The organism is Actinomadura chokoriensis (assembly GCF_041463665.1).
GTDB lineage: Bacteria > Actinomycetota > Actinomycetes > Streptosporangiales > Streptosporangiaceae > Spirillospora > Spirillospora chokoriensis_A.
This window is the reverse complement of record NZ_JAXCEJ010000002.1, coordinates 152,886-169,064: the sequence shown is the minus strand read 5'-3', so window position 1 is coordinate 169,064 and position 16,179 is coordinate 152,886. Positions and strand designations below refer to the sequence as shown.

Below are 16,179 nucleotides of genomic sequence, written 5' to 3'. Positions count from 1 at the left end.
CGACGTTCCGATCCGTCGAACCGGGTATGGGCAGTGGCATGTGCGGGGGAGTGGGCCCGTCGCGAGACGATCGGACGGGGAAAGCGATCGGCACGCGAATCGGCACGCGAAACGCGGGGCGGACCACTGAAATGGGCGGTGCGGCATGTTCCGGGCGCGTGACGCTCTACGGTTGGGCGGTGTGACGACCGTCTCCGACGCCGAGAGCGTCCCCTCGGCCGGGGACTCCGACTCCGGACGGGGCCCGCGCGGCCCCCGCCCGCGCGTGCCCCGCGATCTGATCCCGCGCGCCCGTTCGGCCGCGCGCACGGCGGGCCGCGTCGGCTGGCTCCTGGTCAAGGGCACTGCGGTCGGCGGTTTCCGCTACCGGGTGACCGGCCTCGCGGCCGAGGCCGCGTTCTTCGCGCTGCTGTCGCTGCCGCCCCTGGTCATCGGGCTGATCGGCACGATGGGGCACCTGCGCGGCCTGTTCGGCGCGGACAGCGTCGCCGAGGTCCGCTCCTGGGTGATCCAGCAGGCGCAGACCGTGCTGACGGGCCCGGCGGTCGACTCGGTCGTCATCCCGCTGATCGACGACGTGATCCGGGGCGGCAGCCCCGACATCGTGTCCGTCAGCTTCCTGATCTCGCTGTGGGCCGGGTCGCGGGCGACGAACGTCTACGTCGACACGATCACCATCTCCTACGGGCTGTCCGGCATCCGCGGGGTGATCCGCACCCGGACGCGCGCGTTCGTCCTCTACCTCATCGGGCTGCTGGTCTTCCTGGTCGTCATCCCGCTGCTGGTGGCCGGGCCCGCGCTGGTGCGGCAGGCGCTGCCGGAGAGCGCCGAGGTCGTCCAGGGCCTGTACTGGCCGGTCGTGGTGACGCTGTCGGTGGTCTTCCTCGCGCTGCTGTACCACATGAGCGTCCCGGTGCGGACGTCCTGGTACCGCGAGGTGCCGGGCGCCGTGCTGGCCCTGCTGATCTGGATCGTCGGCAGCGTCAGCCTCCGGCTCTACCTGGCCGGGTCGCTGAGCGGTGTGTCGGTGTACGGGTCGCTCGCCGCCGCGATCGCGGTGCTCGCCTGGCTGTACGTGGCGGCGCTCGCGGTGCTGATCGGGGCCGCGCTGAACGCCGAGATCGACCGGTTGTGGCCGAGCGGCGACACCGCCCGGGCGCGCGCCGTGCGTGAAGCGCAGGGCGAGCAGGCCGAGCGCGCCGAGCGGGCCGAGCAAGTCGAGCGGGCCGAGCAAGGTGAGCGGGCCGAGCGGGGCGCCCAGGACCAGCGGGACCAGCGAGGTGAGCGGGACGGGCGGGGCGAGCGTGATGGGCAGGTGCCCCGCGACGGCCGGAGCGAGGGTAAAAACAACCACGAATAGGGCTTTGAATAGGTCAAACATGTCGTAACCTCGCCTGTCATGACCCCTCGTGAGGAGCCCGGCCGGCTGCGGACCGTGACCGGCACGATCGCGACGTCCGACATCACCGGGCCGGTGCTCTCCCACGAGCACCTGCAGATGGATCTGCGCTGGCCGGCGCGTCCCCAGCTGGTCGAGTCCGACCCGGGACGCTGGCTGGAGGAGGAGAAGTCCGTCCAGCGTGAGCTGTCGGAGCTGCGCAAGGAGCACGGCCTCGGCCTCGTCGTCGACCTGACCTCCTCGGGGATGGGCCGCAACGCCGCCGCGCTCGCCCGGATCAGCGCCGGGTCCCGGGTGGCCGTGGTCGCCGGGACGGGCGTGTTCACCGAGCCGTTCCATCCCGCGTTCGTCCGCGAGACCCTCGCCGCCGAGACCGGCCCGCAGGGCTCGACCGGCGTCGAGCGGCTCGCCGAGCGGCTGCTCGCCGAGGTCGGCTTCGGCATGGACGGCACCAACTCCCTGCCGGGCGTCATCGGCGAGATCGGCACCTGGGGCGAGGCGCCGACCGAGACCGAGGAGCTGTGCCTGCGCGCCGCCGCGCGGGCGGCCCGCTACTCCGGGCTGTCCGTCGCGACCTACGGCCGGGCGGGGCTCGCCCAGCTGGAGATCCTCACCGCCGGCGGGCTGTCCCCGGAGCGGGTCGCGGTCGGCCAGCAGGACCGGGTGGACGACCCCGGCCAGCACCGCAAGATCGCCGAGACGGGCGGCTACGTCTCGTTCGGCACGCTCGGTCTCGCCGGCGGGGACCGCGCCGCGGTCGGCGCCCGCGTCCGCTGCGTGATGGACCTGCTGGAGGCCGGGCACGCCGACCGGGTGCTGCTGAGCACCGGTGTCTCCCGGATGGCGCAGATCGCCCGCTACGGCGGCACGGGTTTCGGCTACCTCTTCGAGACGTTCCTGCCCGCGCTGCGCGCCGCGGGCGCCGACGACGCCACCCTGGCCGGGATCCTGCGCGACAACCCCCTGAGGTGGCTCACCGGTTCGTGAGCGGGGCGGCTCACCGGTTCGTGAGCGGGCGGCTCACCGGTTCGTGAGTGGGTAGGGGGAACCCAGGAAGGGGGTGTCCCCATGTCCTGGAACAGTTCCGCACGGGAGGACGCCCAGCGTGCGGAGACCGTCCGGCTCCCCTACGCCGACCGCACCGAGGCGGGCCGCGTGCTCGCCGAGCGCCTCGTCCCCCTGGGGCTGGAGGGTGCGGTCGTCCTCGCCCTGCCGCGCGGCGGCGTTCCCGTCGGATACGAGGTCGCGAGGCGGCTCGGGTCCCGGCTCGACGTCCTGGTGACCCGCAAGATCGGTTACCCGCCGCAGCCGGAGCTCGGCGTCGGGGCGATCGCCGAGGGCGGTTCGCCGGTGTTCGACGGCGAGCTGCTGGCCCGGCTCGGGCTCCGCGAGGACGACCTGGCCGCCACGGTGGCGGCCGAACGCGCCGAGCTGGACCGCCGGGTGACCGCCTACCGGCACGGCCGCGCGCTGCCGGAGATCGCCGGGCGCCCGGTGATCGTGGTGGACGACGGGTTCGCGACGGGCGGCACCGCCCGCGCCGCCGTGCGGGCGATGCGCGAGCGCGGGCCGTCCCGGCTGGTGCTGGCGGTGCCGGTGGGCGCCGCGGAGACGGTCCGCGCGCTGGAGGCCGAGGTGGACGAGATCGTCGTCCCGGCGGCGCCGTGGGAGTTCCGCGCCGTGGGCCAGTGGTACCGCGACTTCGGCCAGCTCACCGACGACGACGTGACGGCGTGGCTGGAGCGCGCCGGGCACGCCGCGGGCGGCGGTGCGGTGTGAGCCGCCGCACGCGAAATGGTGGGCGGCGAATTTCGGTGAATGGGGCACGTCGCCGAGTGGGTTGCGGTAAAAGCACGTCCCCGATGGAATGTCGTGGCACGATGTAGCTCGGTTGTGATGCAGATGTGACGTTGCGCCGGGCCCGTCCTGGAGCGGCCTGGCCCGGGCAACGCAAACGGCCCCGCGAGTGCGGGGCCGTGTCGTTTTCAGGTGGCGTGCCGGGGATCGCGCTGGGAGCGTTCGGCGGCCTGCGCGCTCGTTCAGGCGGCGTTGGCGCGACGCATCCGGCGACGGCGCTCGGACGCGCGCTCGTCCTCGTTCAGACCGCCCCACGTGCCGTACTTCTCGGGCCGGGACACCGCGTAGTCCAGGCACTCCGTGCGCACCGGGCAGCCCATGCAGATCTGCTTGGCCTTGCGCTCGCGGATCTCGCGCTCGGGCTGACGTTCGCCGTCGGGACCGAAGAAGAGGACGAGGTCTTCCCCCCGGCACGCCGCGGCGTCCTGCCAGCCCCAGCTGGGACGAGGGAGGTTTGCCTGCCGACGTACCTGAGCCATGGAACACCCACCTTGATTGGTTTTCGAACAAAAACGGGACATGGACGCTCGACGTGCTTCAAGTGACATGAGTCAGAAGCGCCGAATGTTCCAACGTCTGGAGTTGCCGCTCTGTTCCCCGTCCGGTTACTCCGGAAACCTGGGGACGTGCGACAGGGAGACCCTCGAATGGGGCCTCAAGGAGATTACACGAGGGCCGCCTCGTTGAGAAGGGTGAGTTCCCTAACAACATGGGTTCGCAAGTTCTCCCCGCAGTCCGGCCCGCACGGATCGGACTGCTGGACGGCCTCGAAGGTCACCCGGTAACGGCTCTGCCGCCGGGCGACAACGATTGCTTCGTACCGAGATGTCCCGGTGACCGACTCCACAGACACTTCGTCCACCCCGAGGACGCCCGTGTGGGCGCGGACGAAGTGCTCGGCCGCCTGCGCCGGCTCGGGCGTCCCCGCCCGTCCGCGGAACCGGTCGAGGGCGACCTCGCCCCGCAGATAGGCGTTCACCGCCGTCACCGCCTCGCTCTCGCCGAGGTCGCCGTAGTAGAGCCCGTGTGGAAGACATACCAAATTCGCCGCAAATCGGTCACCGCCGACATGGGTGGTTTCCCATACGCGGCCGTCGAAACGCGTGGCGAGGGCGCGGGCCAGCGGAGCCCCGGTCCGCGCGCAGCAGGCGTTGTGCCGCCCGTGCGTGCAGGCCAGCAGCACCGGCCCGGTCACCCGCTCGCCGAGGCCCGGCGAGCGGCCCGCGGCGAGCGCGGCCAGGTCGAGCGCGGCGAGTTCCGCCGGGTCGGCCAGCTCGCGCCCCTCCATCCAGACCTCGGCGCCGCGCGAGAACGCGGCGTAGACCTGGACCGGCGGGCTGGCGCGCCGGCGTCCCGGCCGGCGGATCAGCTGCGGCCGGACGCCCGCCTTCTTCGCCGCCCGCATCGCCTCCGCGACCGGGTCCGGGCCCGGCAGGTCGGTGACGTTCTCGGGCCAGGGGCCGGGGTGCTCGACGAGCAGCCAGGCGCGCGCCTTCGTGGTCGCGCTCGCCAGGCAGGGCCGCTCGCCCGTGTGGCTCCCCGGGCAGTGCCCGCAGCCCTTTCCCCGTGTCACCTGGTCCCCCCGGCCGATCTCAGGTCGATTAGGTAAGGGTAACCTAATGAATCCTCGTCAAACCAGGAGGGCCGGGGCGGCAGAGGTGACAGAGGTCTCAGTTCAGTGCAGCGCGGCGCGCGGGAGCAGGGCCTCCGCCGCGGGAAGCGCGGCCTCCCGGTCGGCGGCGACGAGCCCGATCCGGGTGCGGCGATCCAGCAGGTCACTGACGTCGAGGGCTCCCTCGTGCAGCACGGCCCAGGCCAGTTCCGCCCCGGTCACCGGCAGGCCAGGGGCCACCGGCTCCAGCAGGGCCGGGTCCTCCCCGCCCAGGGCGGCCAGCAGCGGCGCCTCGGTCCCGTACCGCCGGACGAGGCGGGACGGCGCGTCCAGGGCGTCCAGCCGGGCCCGCGGAGCCGCGCCGACGAGCGGGAGGCGCGCGGTCCGGCTCGGCCCGGCGTCGAGGCCGCGAGCCCGCACGACGGCGTCAACGGCGTCCTGCGCCATCCGCCGGTAGGTGGTGAGCTTGCCGCCGACGATCGTGACGACGCCGTCCTTCGAGGTCAGCACGGCATGGCGGCGGGAGATGTCGGCCGTGTCGCGCCCGTGCCCGAGGTCCAGCAGCGGGCGCAGGCCGGCGTACGCGCCCACCACGTCCGTGCGACGCACCGGGACGTCCACCGCGGAGCCGAGCACGTCGAGCAGGAACCCGATCTCGCCCTCCGTCGGCTCCGGCACGTCGGGGATCGGCCCGTCCGCGGGCTCGTCGGTGAGCCCGACGTAGACGCGGCCGTCGCCCTGCGGGAGCACCAGCACGAACCGGGCGCCCGCGCCCGGGATCGGCACGTGCATGCCGGCCGAGAGGCCGCGCAGCGCGTCCGCCCGGAGCACGAGGTGGGTACCCCGCGAGGGGCGCAGCCGCACCCCGTCCACGAGCCCGCCCGCCCAGACCCCCGCGGCGTTAACGACCGAGCGCGCCCGGACGGTGATCTCCCGGCCGGTCAGCTCGTCCCGGACGAGGGCGCCGTCGCCGGTGAGCCGCACGGCGCGGCAGCGGGTGAGGACGTGGGCGCCGTGCCGGGCGGCGGTGCGGGCGAGCGCGGTGACGAGGCGCGCGTCGTCGCAGAGCTGCCCGTCCCACGACAGCAGCCCGCCGCGCAGCCCGTGGGGGCGCAGCGCGGGAGCGAGCCGCAGCGTCTCGACCGCCGAGAGCCGGCGCGGGCCGGGCAGCACCGAGCGCGGGGTGCGCGCGGCGAGCCGCAGCAGGTCCCCGGCGCGCATCCCGGCGCTGGCGACGGCCGCCTCCCGGCGCGACACGAGCGGGGTCAGCGGCAGGACGAACGGGAGAGCGCGCACCAGGTGCGGGGCGGTGTGCCGCATCAGCACGCCGCGCTCGACCGCGCTCTCCTGCGCCACGTCCACCTGCCCGGACGCGAGGTAGCGCAGCCCGCCGTGGATCAGCTTGGAACTCCACCGGGACGTGCCGAACGCCAGGTCGTGGGCGTCGATCGCGGCGACCGACAGCCCCCGCGACGCGGCGTCCAGCGCGGCGCCCGCGCCGGTCGCGCCGAGCCCGACGACCAGGACGTCCACTACCTCGTCCGGCAGGGCGGCGAGCTCGCGTGCCCGGCGCGCCGCGTTGAGCGACGTCCGCGGTTCCGGTCCGGAGTCGTTCATGGGGCGAGCATCCTTTCCAGGACGTGGCGCAGTTCGGCGTCGAAGGCGTCGGAGCCGAGGTCGGGGTCGGCCGCGTCGAGCATCGTCGGAACCGACAGCGCGTAGGACTGGACGATCAGCAGCAGGGCCCGCGCCTGCCGGCCGGCATGGTCCCGGCGGATGGTCCCGTCGGCGTGCCCGGCCGCGAGCGCCTCCTCGAACAGCGCCAGGAACGCGAGTTGGCTGGCCCCGCAGCGGTCCAGGACGTAGGGCAGCAGCAGTTCGGGGTCGACCTCGATGATCTTGCGGAGCAGCGGGTGGTCGCGGAACGTCCGGACGCCGGTGACCAGGCCCTCCACCATCCGGGGCCGGACGGGACGGCCGTCGTCGGGCGGCTGCAGCGCCGCGCCGATGCCGGTCCACTCCCGGGTCATCAGGTCGGCGACGATCGTGCGGACGTCCGGCCAGCGGCGGTACAGCGTCATCCGGGAGACGCCCGCGCGGCGGGCGATGTCGGTCAGCGTCGTCCGGCGCACGCCGACGGCCAGCACGCAGTCGCGCGCGGCGTCGAGCACGGTGTCGTCGGCGGTCCGGGCCGCCGTACTGTTGTGACGATTCGACGTCATGTGTCACAGTGTAAGCTGAGGAAACCGGGGACCGTCACGGGAGGCTGCGTGGAGACGCGGGACATGCTGTGGAGCGGCTGGGGCGATCCGGCCAAGGCCGCGCCGCTGCCCGAGCCGATGATCGGGCTGCTGCGCGACATGCTCGGCGTGCGGCCGGCCGAGGCGCCGCCCGTCGCGCTCGCGGAGATCGAGGTCGCCGCGCCGCGGCTGCCGGGCGAGGCCCTCACCGCGCTCGCCGGGATCGTCGGCGACGGGAACGTCCGCGTCGACGCCGAGACGCGGGTCCGGCACACGCGCGGCAAGTCGACGCCCGACCTGCTGCTCATGCGCGCGGGGGAGACCTCCGACGCGCCGGACGCCGTCGTCCTGCCCGGCTCGCACGAGGAGGTCCTCGCGGTGCTGAGGCTCTGCGCCGCGAAGCGGATCGCGGTGGTGCCGTTCGGCGGCGGGACGTCCGTCGTCGGCGGGCTGGCGCCGCGCGGCGTGGACGCCTTCATCGCCCTCGATTTGCGGCGGATGGACCGCCTCGTCGCGGTCGACGAGGTCTCCCGCACCGCCGTCCTCCAGCCGGGCCTGCGCGCCCCGGCGGCGGAGGCGCTGCTCGCCGAGCACGGCTTCACCCTCGGGCACTTCCCCCAGTCGTTCGAGTGGGCGTCCATCGGCGGGTTCGCGGCGGCGCGGTCGAGCGGGCAGGCGTCGGCCGGGTACGGGCGGTTCGACGACATGGTGGTCGGCCTGACCGTGGCGACCCCGGAGGGCGCGCTCGACCTCGGCCGCGCGCCGAAGTCGGCCGCCGGGCCCGACCTGCGGCAGCTCGTCCTCGGCTCGGAGGGCGCGTTCGGCGTGATCACGTCGGTGACCGTGCGGATCCGGCCCGTCCCGCCGGCCCGGGAGTACGAGGGCTGGCGGTTCGCGTCGTTCGACCAGGGCGCCGCCGCGCTCCGCCGGCTCGCCCAGGACGGCCCGCTTCCCGCGGTGCTGCGGCTGTCGGACGAGGCCGAGACCATGGTCGGGCTCGCCGACCCGTCCGCCATCGGGACGCCGGGCGGAGCTCGTCCGCTGGATGGCGGGGGGTCGTCGGCGGCCGGGTGCCTCGCCGTGCTCGGGTTCGAGGGCACCCCGGAGAACGTCGCCGCCGGGCGCGCCGGGGCGGCGGACGTGCTGCGCGCCGCCGGCGGCGAACCGCTCGGCGGCGGGCCGGGCGAGAAGTGGGAGCGCCGCCGCTTCGACGCCCCCTACCTGCGCGACTCCCTGCTGGACGTGGGCGCGTTCGTCGAGACGCTGGAGACCGCCGCGTTCTGGTCGGGCGTCCCGGACCTGTACGAGGCCGTGCGGCACGCCCTGATCGGCACTCTCTCGGGGGCGGGGACGCCGCCGCTCGTCATGTGCCATGTCTCGCACGTCTACCCGTCCGGCGCGTCCCTGTACTTCACCGTCGTGTCGGCGCAAGGCAAGGACCCGGTCGAGCACTGGGACAGGGCGAAGAGAGCGGCCTGCGACGCGATCCTCGCGGCGGGCGGGACGATCAGCCACCACCACGGCGTCGGCACCGACCACCGCGACTGGTACGGGAAGGAGATCGGGCCGCTCGGCGCCGCCGTCCTGCGCGCCGTCAAGGACCGGGTCGATCCCGCGGGGATCCTCAACCCGGGCGTCCTCGTCCCGCCGGCCCCGGCGCGGTGACCGCCATGCGCGCGTTCACCGCGATCGTGAACCCGGCGGCGGGCGGCTCCGCGTCCGCCTCCCGCCTGATGCCGCTCGGCCGGCTGCTGCGCGAGGCGGGGGCCGAACTCGACGTCGAGTACAGCCGCGGCATGGAGCACGCCGCCGACCTCGCCCGCGCCGCCGCCGGGACGGGACGCGTCGTGCTCGGCGTCGGCGGCGACGGCATGATCGGCTGCGTCGGCGGCGCCCTCGCCGGGACGGACGCGGTCTTCGGCATCGTCCCGGCCGGGCGCGGCAACGACTTCGCGCGGCAGCTCGGCGTTCCGTCCGGAGCGGCGGAGCTCGCTCCGCTGCTGCTGGAGGGCGAGCCCCGCGCGGTGGACGCCATCGAGGCCAACGGGACGCCCGTTCTCGGCAGCGTCTACGCGGGCGTCGACGCCGTCGCCAACGACAACGCCAACAGGACGCGGCTGCTGCGCGGCTCCGCCGCCTACTACGTCGGCGCGCTGCGGGCGATCGTCTCCTGGCGGCACGCCGACTACCTGATCACCGTGGACGGCGAGCGGCACCGCCGCGAGGGCTACACCGCCGTCGCGGCGAACTCGGGCTACTACGGGTTCGGCAAGCACATCGCGCCGGACGCGCGGGTGGACGACGGCCTGCTCGACGTCGTCCTCATCCGGCGGGCGCCGCGGACCCTGTTCTTCTCCGTGATGCGGGAGCTGGAGAAGGGGACGCACGTGCGGCGGCCCGAGGTGGAGGTCATGCGCGGCCGGGAGGTGCGGATCGAGCTGGCCGGTCCGCCCGGCCGGACCCTCCCCTACGGCGCGGACGGCGAGCTGCCCGGGGTGCTGCCGGTCACCGCCAGGGTGCTGCCGGGCGCGCTCCGCGTCATCGCCCCCTGATGTTTTGGCCCCTCATTTGGGGCGGTTTACGTCTGCATTACGGCCCTCCGTATAGCGTCAGTTACGTCCCGCTTTCGGGACCTGTGGGGCCGTCTGTGGAGGCATCATGAGAGGCGACTGCACGCTCGCCGTTCTGGGGGGACTCATGATGACCGCAGGCGCCCTCGACGTGGTGGCGCCGGTGTCCTTGGGGGTGGCGCCGGCGTCCACCACGCCCTTTGGCGTACTCGCTTGACGCCGAGATCGCCTCCGGACAGTCTGTGAGGATTCCCTTACGGCTGCCGGAGGCGATCTGTGTCCGAGGTTCCCCACCCGCCCGACAACTCGCGCACCTCCGAGGCGGGCGCCGGGTGGGTCTGCGGAAGACCCGGCACGTTCAACGACCTGCTGCCGTCGCGCATCCCCGACTTCTCGTGGCGGCGCCCCACGGTCTTGTGGCGGTCCCGCAACGACGTGCTCGCGCGGCTGTTCGGCGACCCGTCCAACGCGATCCGCCGGCGCTGCGTCGCCGCGCTGCGCGAACGGGGGACGCCGGCGGCGTTCACCGTGCACCGCTCGTCCGCGGAGTTCTCGTTCGCGCTGCTCGGCGACACGGGGGAGGGCGACCGGTCGCAGTACGCGGTGGTGCCGCCGCTGCTGAAGGCGGCCGCCGGCACCGACTTCATGATCGTCGCGAGTGACGTGATCTACCCGACCGGGGACGGCGGCCAGTACCCGGAGAAGTTCTTCCGCCCCTACCAGGACTACCCGGCGCCCATCTACGCCGTCCCCGGCAACCACGACTGGTACGACGGGCTGCGCGGCTTCCTGCACGTCTTCTGCGCCCTGGACGCCGACTGCTCGCCGCCGCCCTGGCGCGGAGCCCTCGCGTTCGTCCCCCGCAAGCTCTGGCGCGCCTCGGGAACGGTCGACCCGGCGGCGCTCGCCGAGGCGCGCCGCACGTTCCGGGGCGCGTCCGGGCAGCAGGCCGTCCAGCCGGGTCCGTACTGGGCGATCGACACGCCGTCGCTGCGCATCATCGGCATCGACACCGGGATCACCGGCACCCTCGACCGCGACCAGGGCCGCTGGCTGCGCGAGGTGTCCGGCGGCCCCAAGCCCAAGCTGCTGGTGACCGGAAAGCCGCTGTACGTGGACGATGAGCACCGTCCGGGGCGGACCGAGGGCGGCGGGACGGTCGACGAGATCGTCCGCGACCCGGCGCACCACTACGTGGCCGCGATCGGCGGCGACATCCACAACTACCAGCGCTACCCGGTGCGGACCGGCGAGGGCCGGACGATCCAGTACATCGTCTCGGGGGGCGGCGGCGCGTTCATGCACGCGACCCACACGATCCCCCGGACGCGGGCGGTGGAAGAGAACGAGTTCCGCTGCTACCCGCTGCGCGGCGACTCCCTGTCCCGCTACAGCAAGCTGTACGGGCGGTGGCTGCGGCTGCCGAAACTGTTCGAGCTGACCCCGGAGGAGGCGACCGCCGCCGTCCGGCACAGGCTCGGCATCCGGCCGGGGCGCGGCTACAAGGCGATCCACGAGAACCCGCCGTCGCGCCGCGCGCGCTTCGTCGCCGCCGTCCTCGGCGTCCCGCGCGAGGGCAGGCGCGGCTCCCGGTTCCTGCGGCTTCCGGTGCACCGGCTCCCGCAGCGCTTCCGCTCGGAGCTGGCCGACTGGGACCGGCCGCCGTTCTTCAAGAGCTTCCTGCGCCTGGACGTGACGGAGTCGCAGCTCCGGATCCGCTGCTTCGCGGCGACGGGTTGCGGCGACCACGAGACCGCGCCGCCGTGCGAGGACGAGGTGACGATCTCGCTGCGGTGACCCGACAAGCCGCGGAAACGGCCAGGAATCTGACCATAGTCGGCAATTCGCACGTCCGACGTGGCCCAATCCCGTTACAGTCGTGGCTCATCACACGGGTGAACGGTAACGGACGGTCGGCCGGAAAACGACCGCGTCCCAAAGGAAGAGCAATTCGATGAGTTACCCCCAGCAGGGTCAGGGCCAGGCACAGCAGCAGGCCTACCAGGGCGGCTACGCGCCCGCCCCCGCGCAGCAGCAGGCCGCCCCCGCGGCCGTCGGCGCGGGCCACAACATGAAGCGCCGCAACCCGGCCGGAGCGTGGCTCGGCCTCCCCATCATCACCTTCGGCATCTACGGCCTGGTCTGGTTCTTCAAGGTCCACGACGAGCTGTACCAGTACGACCGCCGGATCGACAACGCCGCCACCAACGCGCTGCTGTCCATGCTCTTCGGCGGCATCACCCTCGGCATCTGGCCCCTGGTCATGTGGGTCAAGCTCGGCGGCCGCATCGCCCAGGCCCAGCGCGCCGCCGGCCTCCAGCCGAGCTGCAGCGGCGGCATGGGCTTCCTGCTCGGCATCCTCGGCTTCGGGGTGCTGTACTACCAGATCCAGCTGAACAAGGTCGCCGACCGCTACGGCGACACCCCCGCAGGCCAGCAGGTCTCGCTCGTCGCCTGATCGATCCTGGGGCTACGGCCCTGGCCCCCGCTGAGATCACGCCGAACCCCTCCGCGCGTCACCCGTCGCGGAGGGGTTTTCGCGTGTCGGGGTTCTGTCGGCGGGTGCGGCCACAATGGACGCGTGAGGATCGCGGTGGGCGTCGGGCGCGGTGACGGGGGGACGCTGCGCACGCTCGCCGAGGACGGCACGCCCGCCGCACCTGCACGCATCGTCCCCGACCTGGTCGCGGCGATCGCCGACCAGGAGCGGGCCGGCGCGCCGCGCTGGGTCTGGCCGTCCACGGCGCGGCTCTACCCGCGACTGCTCGACGCGGGCGTGCGGGTGGCCCGCTGCCACGACCTGGAGTTGGTGGAGAGCCTGCTGCTCGGCCACGCCGGACGGTACGGCGAGCCGCGCTCGGTGGCGGCGGCGTGGGCGAGGATGCGCGGCGAGCCGGTGCCGCCGGACCGTCCGCCGCCCGGCGCGCCGCCCGGCCAGGCCTCCCTGTTCGACGACGACACGGGGCCCGCCGAGCCCGCCGACGACATCGGGCAGATCGTCGCGGTGCACGCCGCGCAGCAGCGCGCCATCGCCGGGCTGGACGGCTTCCCGCTGCTCGCCGCGGCCGAGTCGGCGGGCGCGCTGGTGGCGGCCGAGATGCGGCACGACGGGCTGCCCTGGTCGGCCGCCGAGCACGACGCGCTGCTCACCGAACTGCTCGGCCCGCGCCCGAGCGGCGGGCTGCGGCCCCGCAGGCTGCAGGACCTCGCCGACCGCATCAGCGCCGCGTTCGCCCCGTCCTCCAGCCCCCACCCGCCACCAATGGAGGGCGCATCTACGCTCCGTCCTCGTGCGCACGTCAACCCCGACTCCCCGGCGCAGATCCTCAAGGCGTTCGCGTCCGCGGGGCTGCCGATCCCGTCCACCCGCGCGCACGTCCTCAAGCGGCTCGACCATCCGGCCGTGCCGCTGCTGCTGGAGTACAAGGAGCTGTCGCGGCTGCACACCGCGCACGGCTGGGCGTGGCTCGACACGTGGGTGAGCGGCGGCCGGTTCCGTCCCGAGTACGTGGTCGGCGGCGTGGTGTCGGGACGCTGGGCGACGAGCGGCGGCGGGGCGCTGCAGATCCCGCGCGTCCTGCGCCGGGCGGTCGTCGCCGACCCCGGCTGGTCGCTGGTCGTCGCGGACGCCGCCCAGCTCGAACCCCGCGTGCTCGCCGCCCTCGCCGGCGACCGCGCGTTCACCGAGGCCGCCGCGCACGGCGACCTCTACGCGGCCCTCGCCGACGCCTTCCACGATGACGCCGGCGGCGGCCTCAGCGCGCGCGACAAGGCCAAACTCGCCCTGCTCTCCGCCATGTACGGGGGCGGGACGGGCGAGGCGGTGCAGCTGCTCGCCGTCCTGAAGCGCCGGTTCCCGGACGCGTTCGAGTACGTGGAGGCCGCCGCGCGGGCGGGGGAGCGGGGCCTGCTCGTCCGGTCCCGGCTCGGCCGCACCTGCCCGCCCCCGTCGGCCGGGTGGCGCGAGCTGACCGCCGCGGGCGACGACTCCGGCCAGGGCACGGCGGCCCAGGCGCTGCGCAGCCGGGGCCGCTTCACCCGCAACTTCGTCGTCCAGGCCACGGCCGCCGACTGGGCCCTCGCCCTCCTCGGCTCCCTGCGCCGCCGCCTCACCGCGCTCGGCGCCCCGTCCTCCAGCCCCCACCCGCCACCAATCAGTCGACGAGCTCCGCTCGGCGCCCCGTCCTCCAGCCCCCGGCTGGTGTTCTTCCAGCACGACGAGGTCATCGTGCACACCCCGGCCGGCCTCGCCGCGGACGTCACCGCCGCCGTGCACGCCTCCGCCGACGAGGCGTGCCGCCTCCTGTTCGGCGACACGCCCGTCGTCTTCCCCATGGAGATCGCGGTGGTCGACCGCTACGCCGACGCCAAGTGAGCCGCGAGCGCGCGGACCGTGTTGGCCGCGGCGAACGCGTGCCCCCGCGCGTTCAGATGCAGCAGGTCGGCGCTGTAGATGCCGGGGTCGGCGGCGACCGGATGGTCCGGCGGATTGTGGACGTGGCAGGCGCCGAACTCGGCGGCGGCGTCGGCGGTCAGGGCGGCCAGCCGGCGCGACCGGGCCGACAGCTCCGCCCGGTGGCGGGACGGGCCGAGCCCGGCGACGGTGATGTCCAGCAGCCCGATCGTGACGACGTCGGCCCCGGCGGCGCGGAACGCGGAGATCATCGAGGCCAGCTCGCGCCGCACCCCCGCCGCGTCGAACTCCGGGCGCAGCATGTCGTTGCCGCCGGCCACCACGAACGCCAGGTCCGGCCGGAACTCCAGCGCGGGACCGAGCTGGCCGGCGGCGACCTCCGCGGCGAGGAGCCCGCGCCGGCCGAGGTTCAGCGTCGTGAATCCGGGCGTCACCGCGGCGAGCGCCTCCTCGACGCGGTCGGTCCAGGACAGGTCGCGGTACCCGGGCACGGGCTCGCGGACGCCCTCGGCGATGCTGTCCCCGATCGTCACCATCCTCGTCCAGGGCGCGTCCGCCAGCAGCGCGGCGGCCTCGGCGGCGGGCAGGACGGCCGGGTCCGTCAGCTCCGACAGTGTCGACTCGGTCATGATCTCTCCTCTCGGGCACGCGGGACCGTCGTCAGCAGGCCCGCGAGGGCGGCGCCGGCGGCGGCGAGCGTGCAGAACAGGTAGACGGCGGTGTAGTCGTCGTGCGCGGCGCCGGCCGGAAGCATCGCGGCGAGGACGGCGATGCCGAGCGCGCCGCCGAGCTGGCGGGCCGTGGTGTTGAGGCCGGTGGCGCCGGCGAACCGCAGCGGGCCGGCCGACAGCGCGGCGGCCGACGCGGTGCCGGTGGTGACCATCCCCATGCCGGTCCCGGCGAGGAGGCCGACCGGGAGCAGGAACGTGAGGAAGTGCGGGTCGGCGGGCAGCGAGACGGTCGCCCAGACCCCGGCGGCGGCCATGAGCGACGCTCCTCCGGTCACGGCGGGGCGGACGCCGAAGCGCCCGGTGAGCCGCCCCATCACGATCGCCGCCGCCGTCGCGGTGAACGCGCCGGGGGTGGAGGCGAGGCCCGCCCTGAGGATCGAGTAGTCCCATTCGGCGGTCAGGTACAGGACCCCGAGCAGCAGCCACGAGTACAGCGCCGTCCCGTACAGGAACGAGGCGGCGTTCGCGGCGGCGAACCCGCGCTCGCGCCAGAGCGAGATCTCCAGCGCGGGGACCGGGTGCCGCGCCGACCGCCGGAGGGCCAGCGCGACGAGCACGGCGCCGCCGAGCAGCAGGGCGAGCGTGCGGGCGTCCGTCCAGGCCCAGTCCCGGGTCTGGGTGACGCCGAGCGCGAGGCCGCCGACGCCCGTGCCGAGCAGGACCGTCCCGACGAGGTCGGGCAGCCGTCCGGCGTCGCCCCGGGCGCGCGGCAGCCGCAGACCCCCGGCCAGCATCGCCAGGCAGACCGGCACGTTGATGACGAACAGCGACCGCCAGCCGAACTGGTCCACCAGCACCCCGCCCACGCCGGGGCCGATCGCGGCGGCGAAGGCGCCCGCGGCGCTCCACAGCCCGATGGCGCTCGCGCGGCGCTCGGCGGGCGTGTCGTGCAGCAGCAGGGCCAGCGAGGCGGGGATCAGCGCGGCGGCCGCGGCGCCCTGCACGCCGCGCGTCGCGAGCAGGACGGGCACGTTCGGCGCCAGCGCGCAGGCGAGCGAGGCCAGCGTGAACAGCCCGGCGCCGCACAGGTAGAGCGCCCGCCGGCCGACCAGGTCGGCGAGCCGTCCGGCGGGGGCGAGCAGCGCCGCGAACGGCACCGCGTACAGGGTGATCACCCAGGTCAGGCCGGACAGCGAGCTGCCCGGGAAGTCGGCGCGCAGGTCGGGTACGGCCAGGTTCGCCACGGTGGCGTCCAGCATGGCCAGGAACGTCGCCCCGGCGGCCAGCCAGGGCACGTCCCGTCGCGCACGGGCCGCGGCGGCGGGAGCCGTGGTGGTCTCGGCGGTCATGGACGAGCCTCTCGGGAGAAAAATAAACGAACGGTCGTACTTTCTTCTCCGCGCGGCCCCGCCGTCA

At 74.5% G+C, this 16,179-nt stretch carries 14 protein-coding genes; 8 read left to right on the top strand and 6 right to left on the bottom strand.

Translation table 11 applies throughout. The annotated features are described in order from the left end of the window. Positions 1-181: 181 nt before the first annotated feature. The 3 genes from SM418_RS04120 to SM418_RS04110 all read left to right on the top strand — a co-directional run bounded on the left by SM418_RS04120 (position 182) and on the right by SM418_RS04110 (position 3,178). Complete coding sequence (locus SM418_RS04120; protein ID WP_371939171.1) at positions 182-1,360, top strand: YihY/virulence factor BrkB family protein; 1,179 nt, start codon at positions 182-184, stop codon at positions 1,358-1,360. A 39-nt stretch (positions 1,361-1,399) separates the two neighbouring features. Continuing rightward, positions 1,400-2,386, top strand: coding sequence for a phosphotriesterase family protein (locus tag SM418_RS04115; protein ID WP_371939170.1), 987 nt, complete (start codon positions 1,400-1,402; stop codon positions 2,384-2,386). Between the two features lie 81 nt (positions 2,387-2,467). After that, on the top strand, positions 2,468-3,178 hold the full coding sequence (locus tag SM418_RS04110; RefSeq protein ID WP_371939168.1) for a phosphoribosyltransferase: 711 nt from the start codon (positions 2,468-2,470) through the stop codon (positions 3,176-3,178). 260 nt (positions 3,179-3,438) lie between these two features. Here the strand turns inward: SM418_RS04110 and SM418_RS04105 are convergent, their stop codons facing one another. The 4 genes from SM418_RS04105 to SM418_RS04090 form a co-directional block, all read right to left on the bottom strand. After that, positions 3,439-3,735 carry a WhiB family transcriptional regulator gene (locus tag SM418_RS04105; RefSeq protein WP_021600082.1) on the bottom strand — a complete coding sequence of 99 codons (297 nt, stop codon included), beginning with the start codon at positions 3,733-3,735 and terminating at the stop codon, positions 3,439-3,441. Between the two features lie 185 nt (positions 3,736-3,920). Beyond that, on the bottom strand, positions 3,921-4,829 hold the full coding sequence (locus SM418_RS04100; RefSeq protein WP_371939167.1) for a ferredoxin family protein: 909 nt from the start codon (positions 4,827-4,829) through the stop codon (positions 3,921-3,923). Positions 4,830-4,931: 102 nt separating this feature from the next. After that, a complete protein-coding gene (locus SM418_RS04095; protein ID WP_371939166.1) occupies positions 4,932-6,485 on the bottom strand; it encodes a glycerol-3-phosphate dehydrogenase/oxidase in 1,554 nt (517 codons plus the stop codon). Then, positions 6,482-7,090, bottom strand: coding sequence for a TetR/AcrR family transcriptional regulator (locus SM418_RS04090; protein ID WP_371939164.1), 609 nt, complete (start codon positions 7,088-7,090; stop codon positions 6,482-6,484). Before SM418_RS04090 ends, SM418_RS04095 begins: the two co-directional genes overlap by 4 nt. A gap of 63 nt (positions 7,091-7,153) precedes the next feature. On the opposite strand from SM418_RS04090, the gene SM418_RS04085 reads away from it, so the two are divergent. The 5 genes from SM418_RS04085 (at position 7,154) to SM418_RS04065 (ending at position 14,053) form a co-directional block, all read left to right on the top strand. Then, positions 7,154-8,773, top strand: coding sequence for an FAD-binding oxidoreductase (locus tag SM418_RS04085; RefSeq protein ID WP_371939656.1), 1,620 nt, complete (start codon positions 7,154-7,156; stop codon positions 8,771-8,773). Positions 8,774-8,778: 5 nt separating this feature from the next. Next, positions 8,779-9,660 carry a diacylglycerol/lipid kinase family protein gene (locus SM418_RS04080; protein ID WP_371939162.1) on the top strand — a complete coding sequence of 294 codons (882 nt, stop codon included), beginning with the start codon at positions 8,779-8,781 and terminating at the stop codon, positions 9,658-9,660. 294 nt (positions 9,661-9,954) lie between these two features. After that, the gene (locus SM418_RS04075) at positions 9,955-11,475 is read left to right on the top strand and encodes a metallophosphoesterase family protein (RefSeq protein ID WP_371939160.1); all 1,521 of its coding nucleotides are present in this window, start codon (positions 9,955-9,957) and stop codon (positions 11,473-11,475) included. Between the two features lie 157 nt (positions 11,476-11,632). Continuing rightward, complete coding sequence (locus SM418_RS04070; RefSeq protein ID WP_371939158.1) at positions 11,633-12,136, top strand: DUF4234 domain-containing protein; 504 nt, start codon at positions 11,633-11,635, stop codon at positions 12,134-12,136. A 123-nt stretch (positions 12,137-12,259) separates the two neighbouring features. Continuing rightward, positions 12,260-14,053, top strand: a complete 1,794-nt coding sequence (locus SM418_RS04065) for a bifunctional 3'-5' exonuclease/DNA polymerase (RefSeq protein WP_371939156.1) — start codon at positions 12,260-12,262, stop codon at positions 14,051-14,053. Here SM418_RS04065 and SM418_RS04060 read toward each other — a convergent pair. Beyond that, positions 14,035-14,721: an SGNH/GDSL hydrolase family protein gene (locus SM418_RS04060; protein ID WP_371939154.1), complete on the bottom strand. Its 687-nt coding sequence runs from the start codon at positions 14,719-14,721 to the stop codon at positions 14,035-14,037. The genes SM418_RS04065 and SM418_RS04060 overlap by 19 nt on opposite strands. Further along, entirely contained in the window at positions 14,718-16,112 is a 1,395-nt protein-coding gene (locus SM418_RS04055) for an MFS transporter (protein WP_371939152.1), read from the bottom strand. Before SM418_RS04055 ends, SM418_RS04060 begins: the two co-directional genes overlap by 4 nt. Positions 16,113-16,179 lie beyond the last annotated feature (67 nt).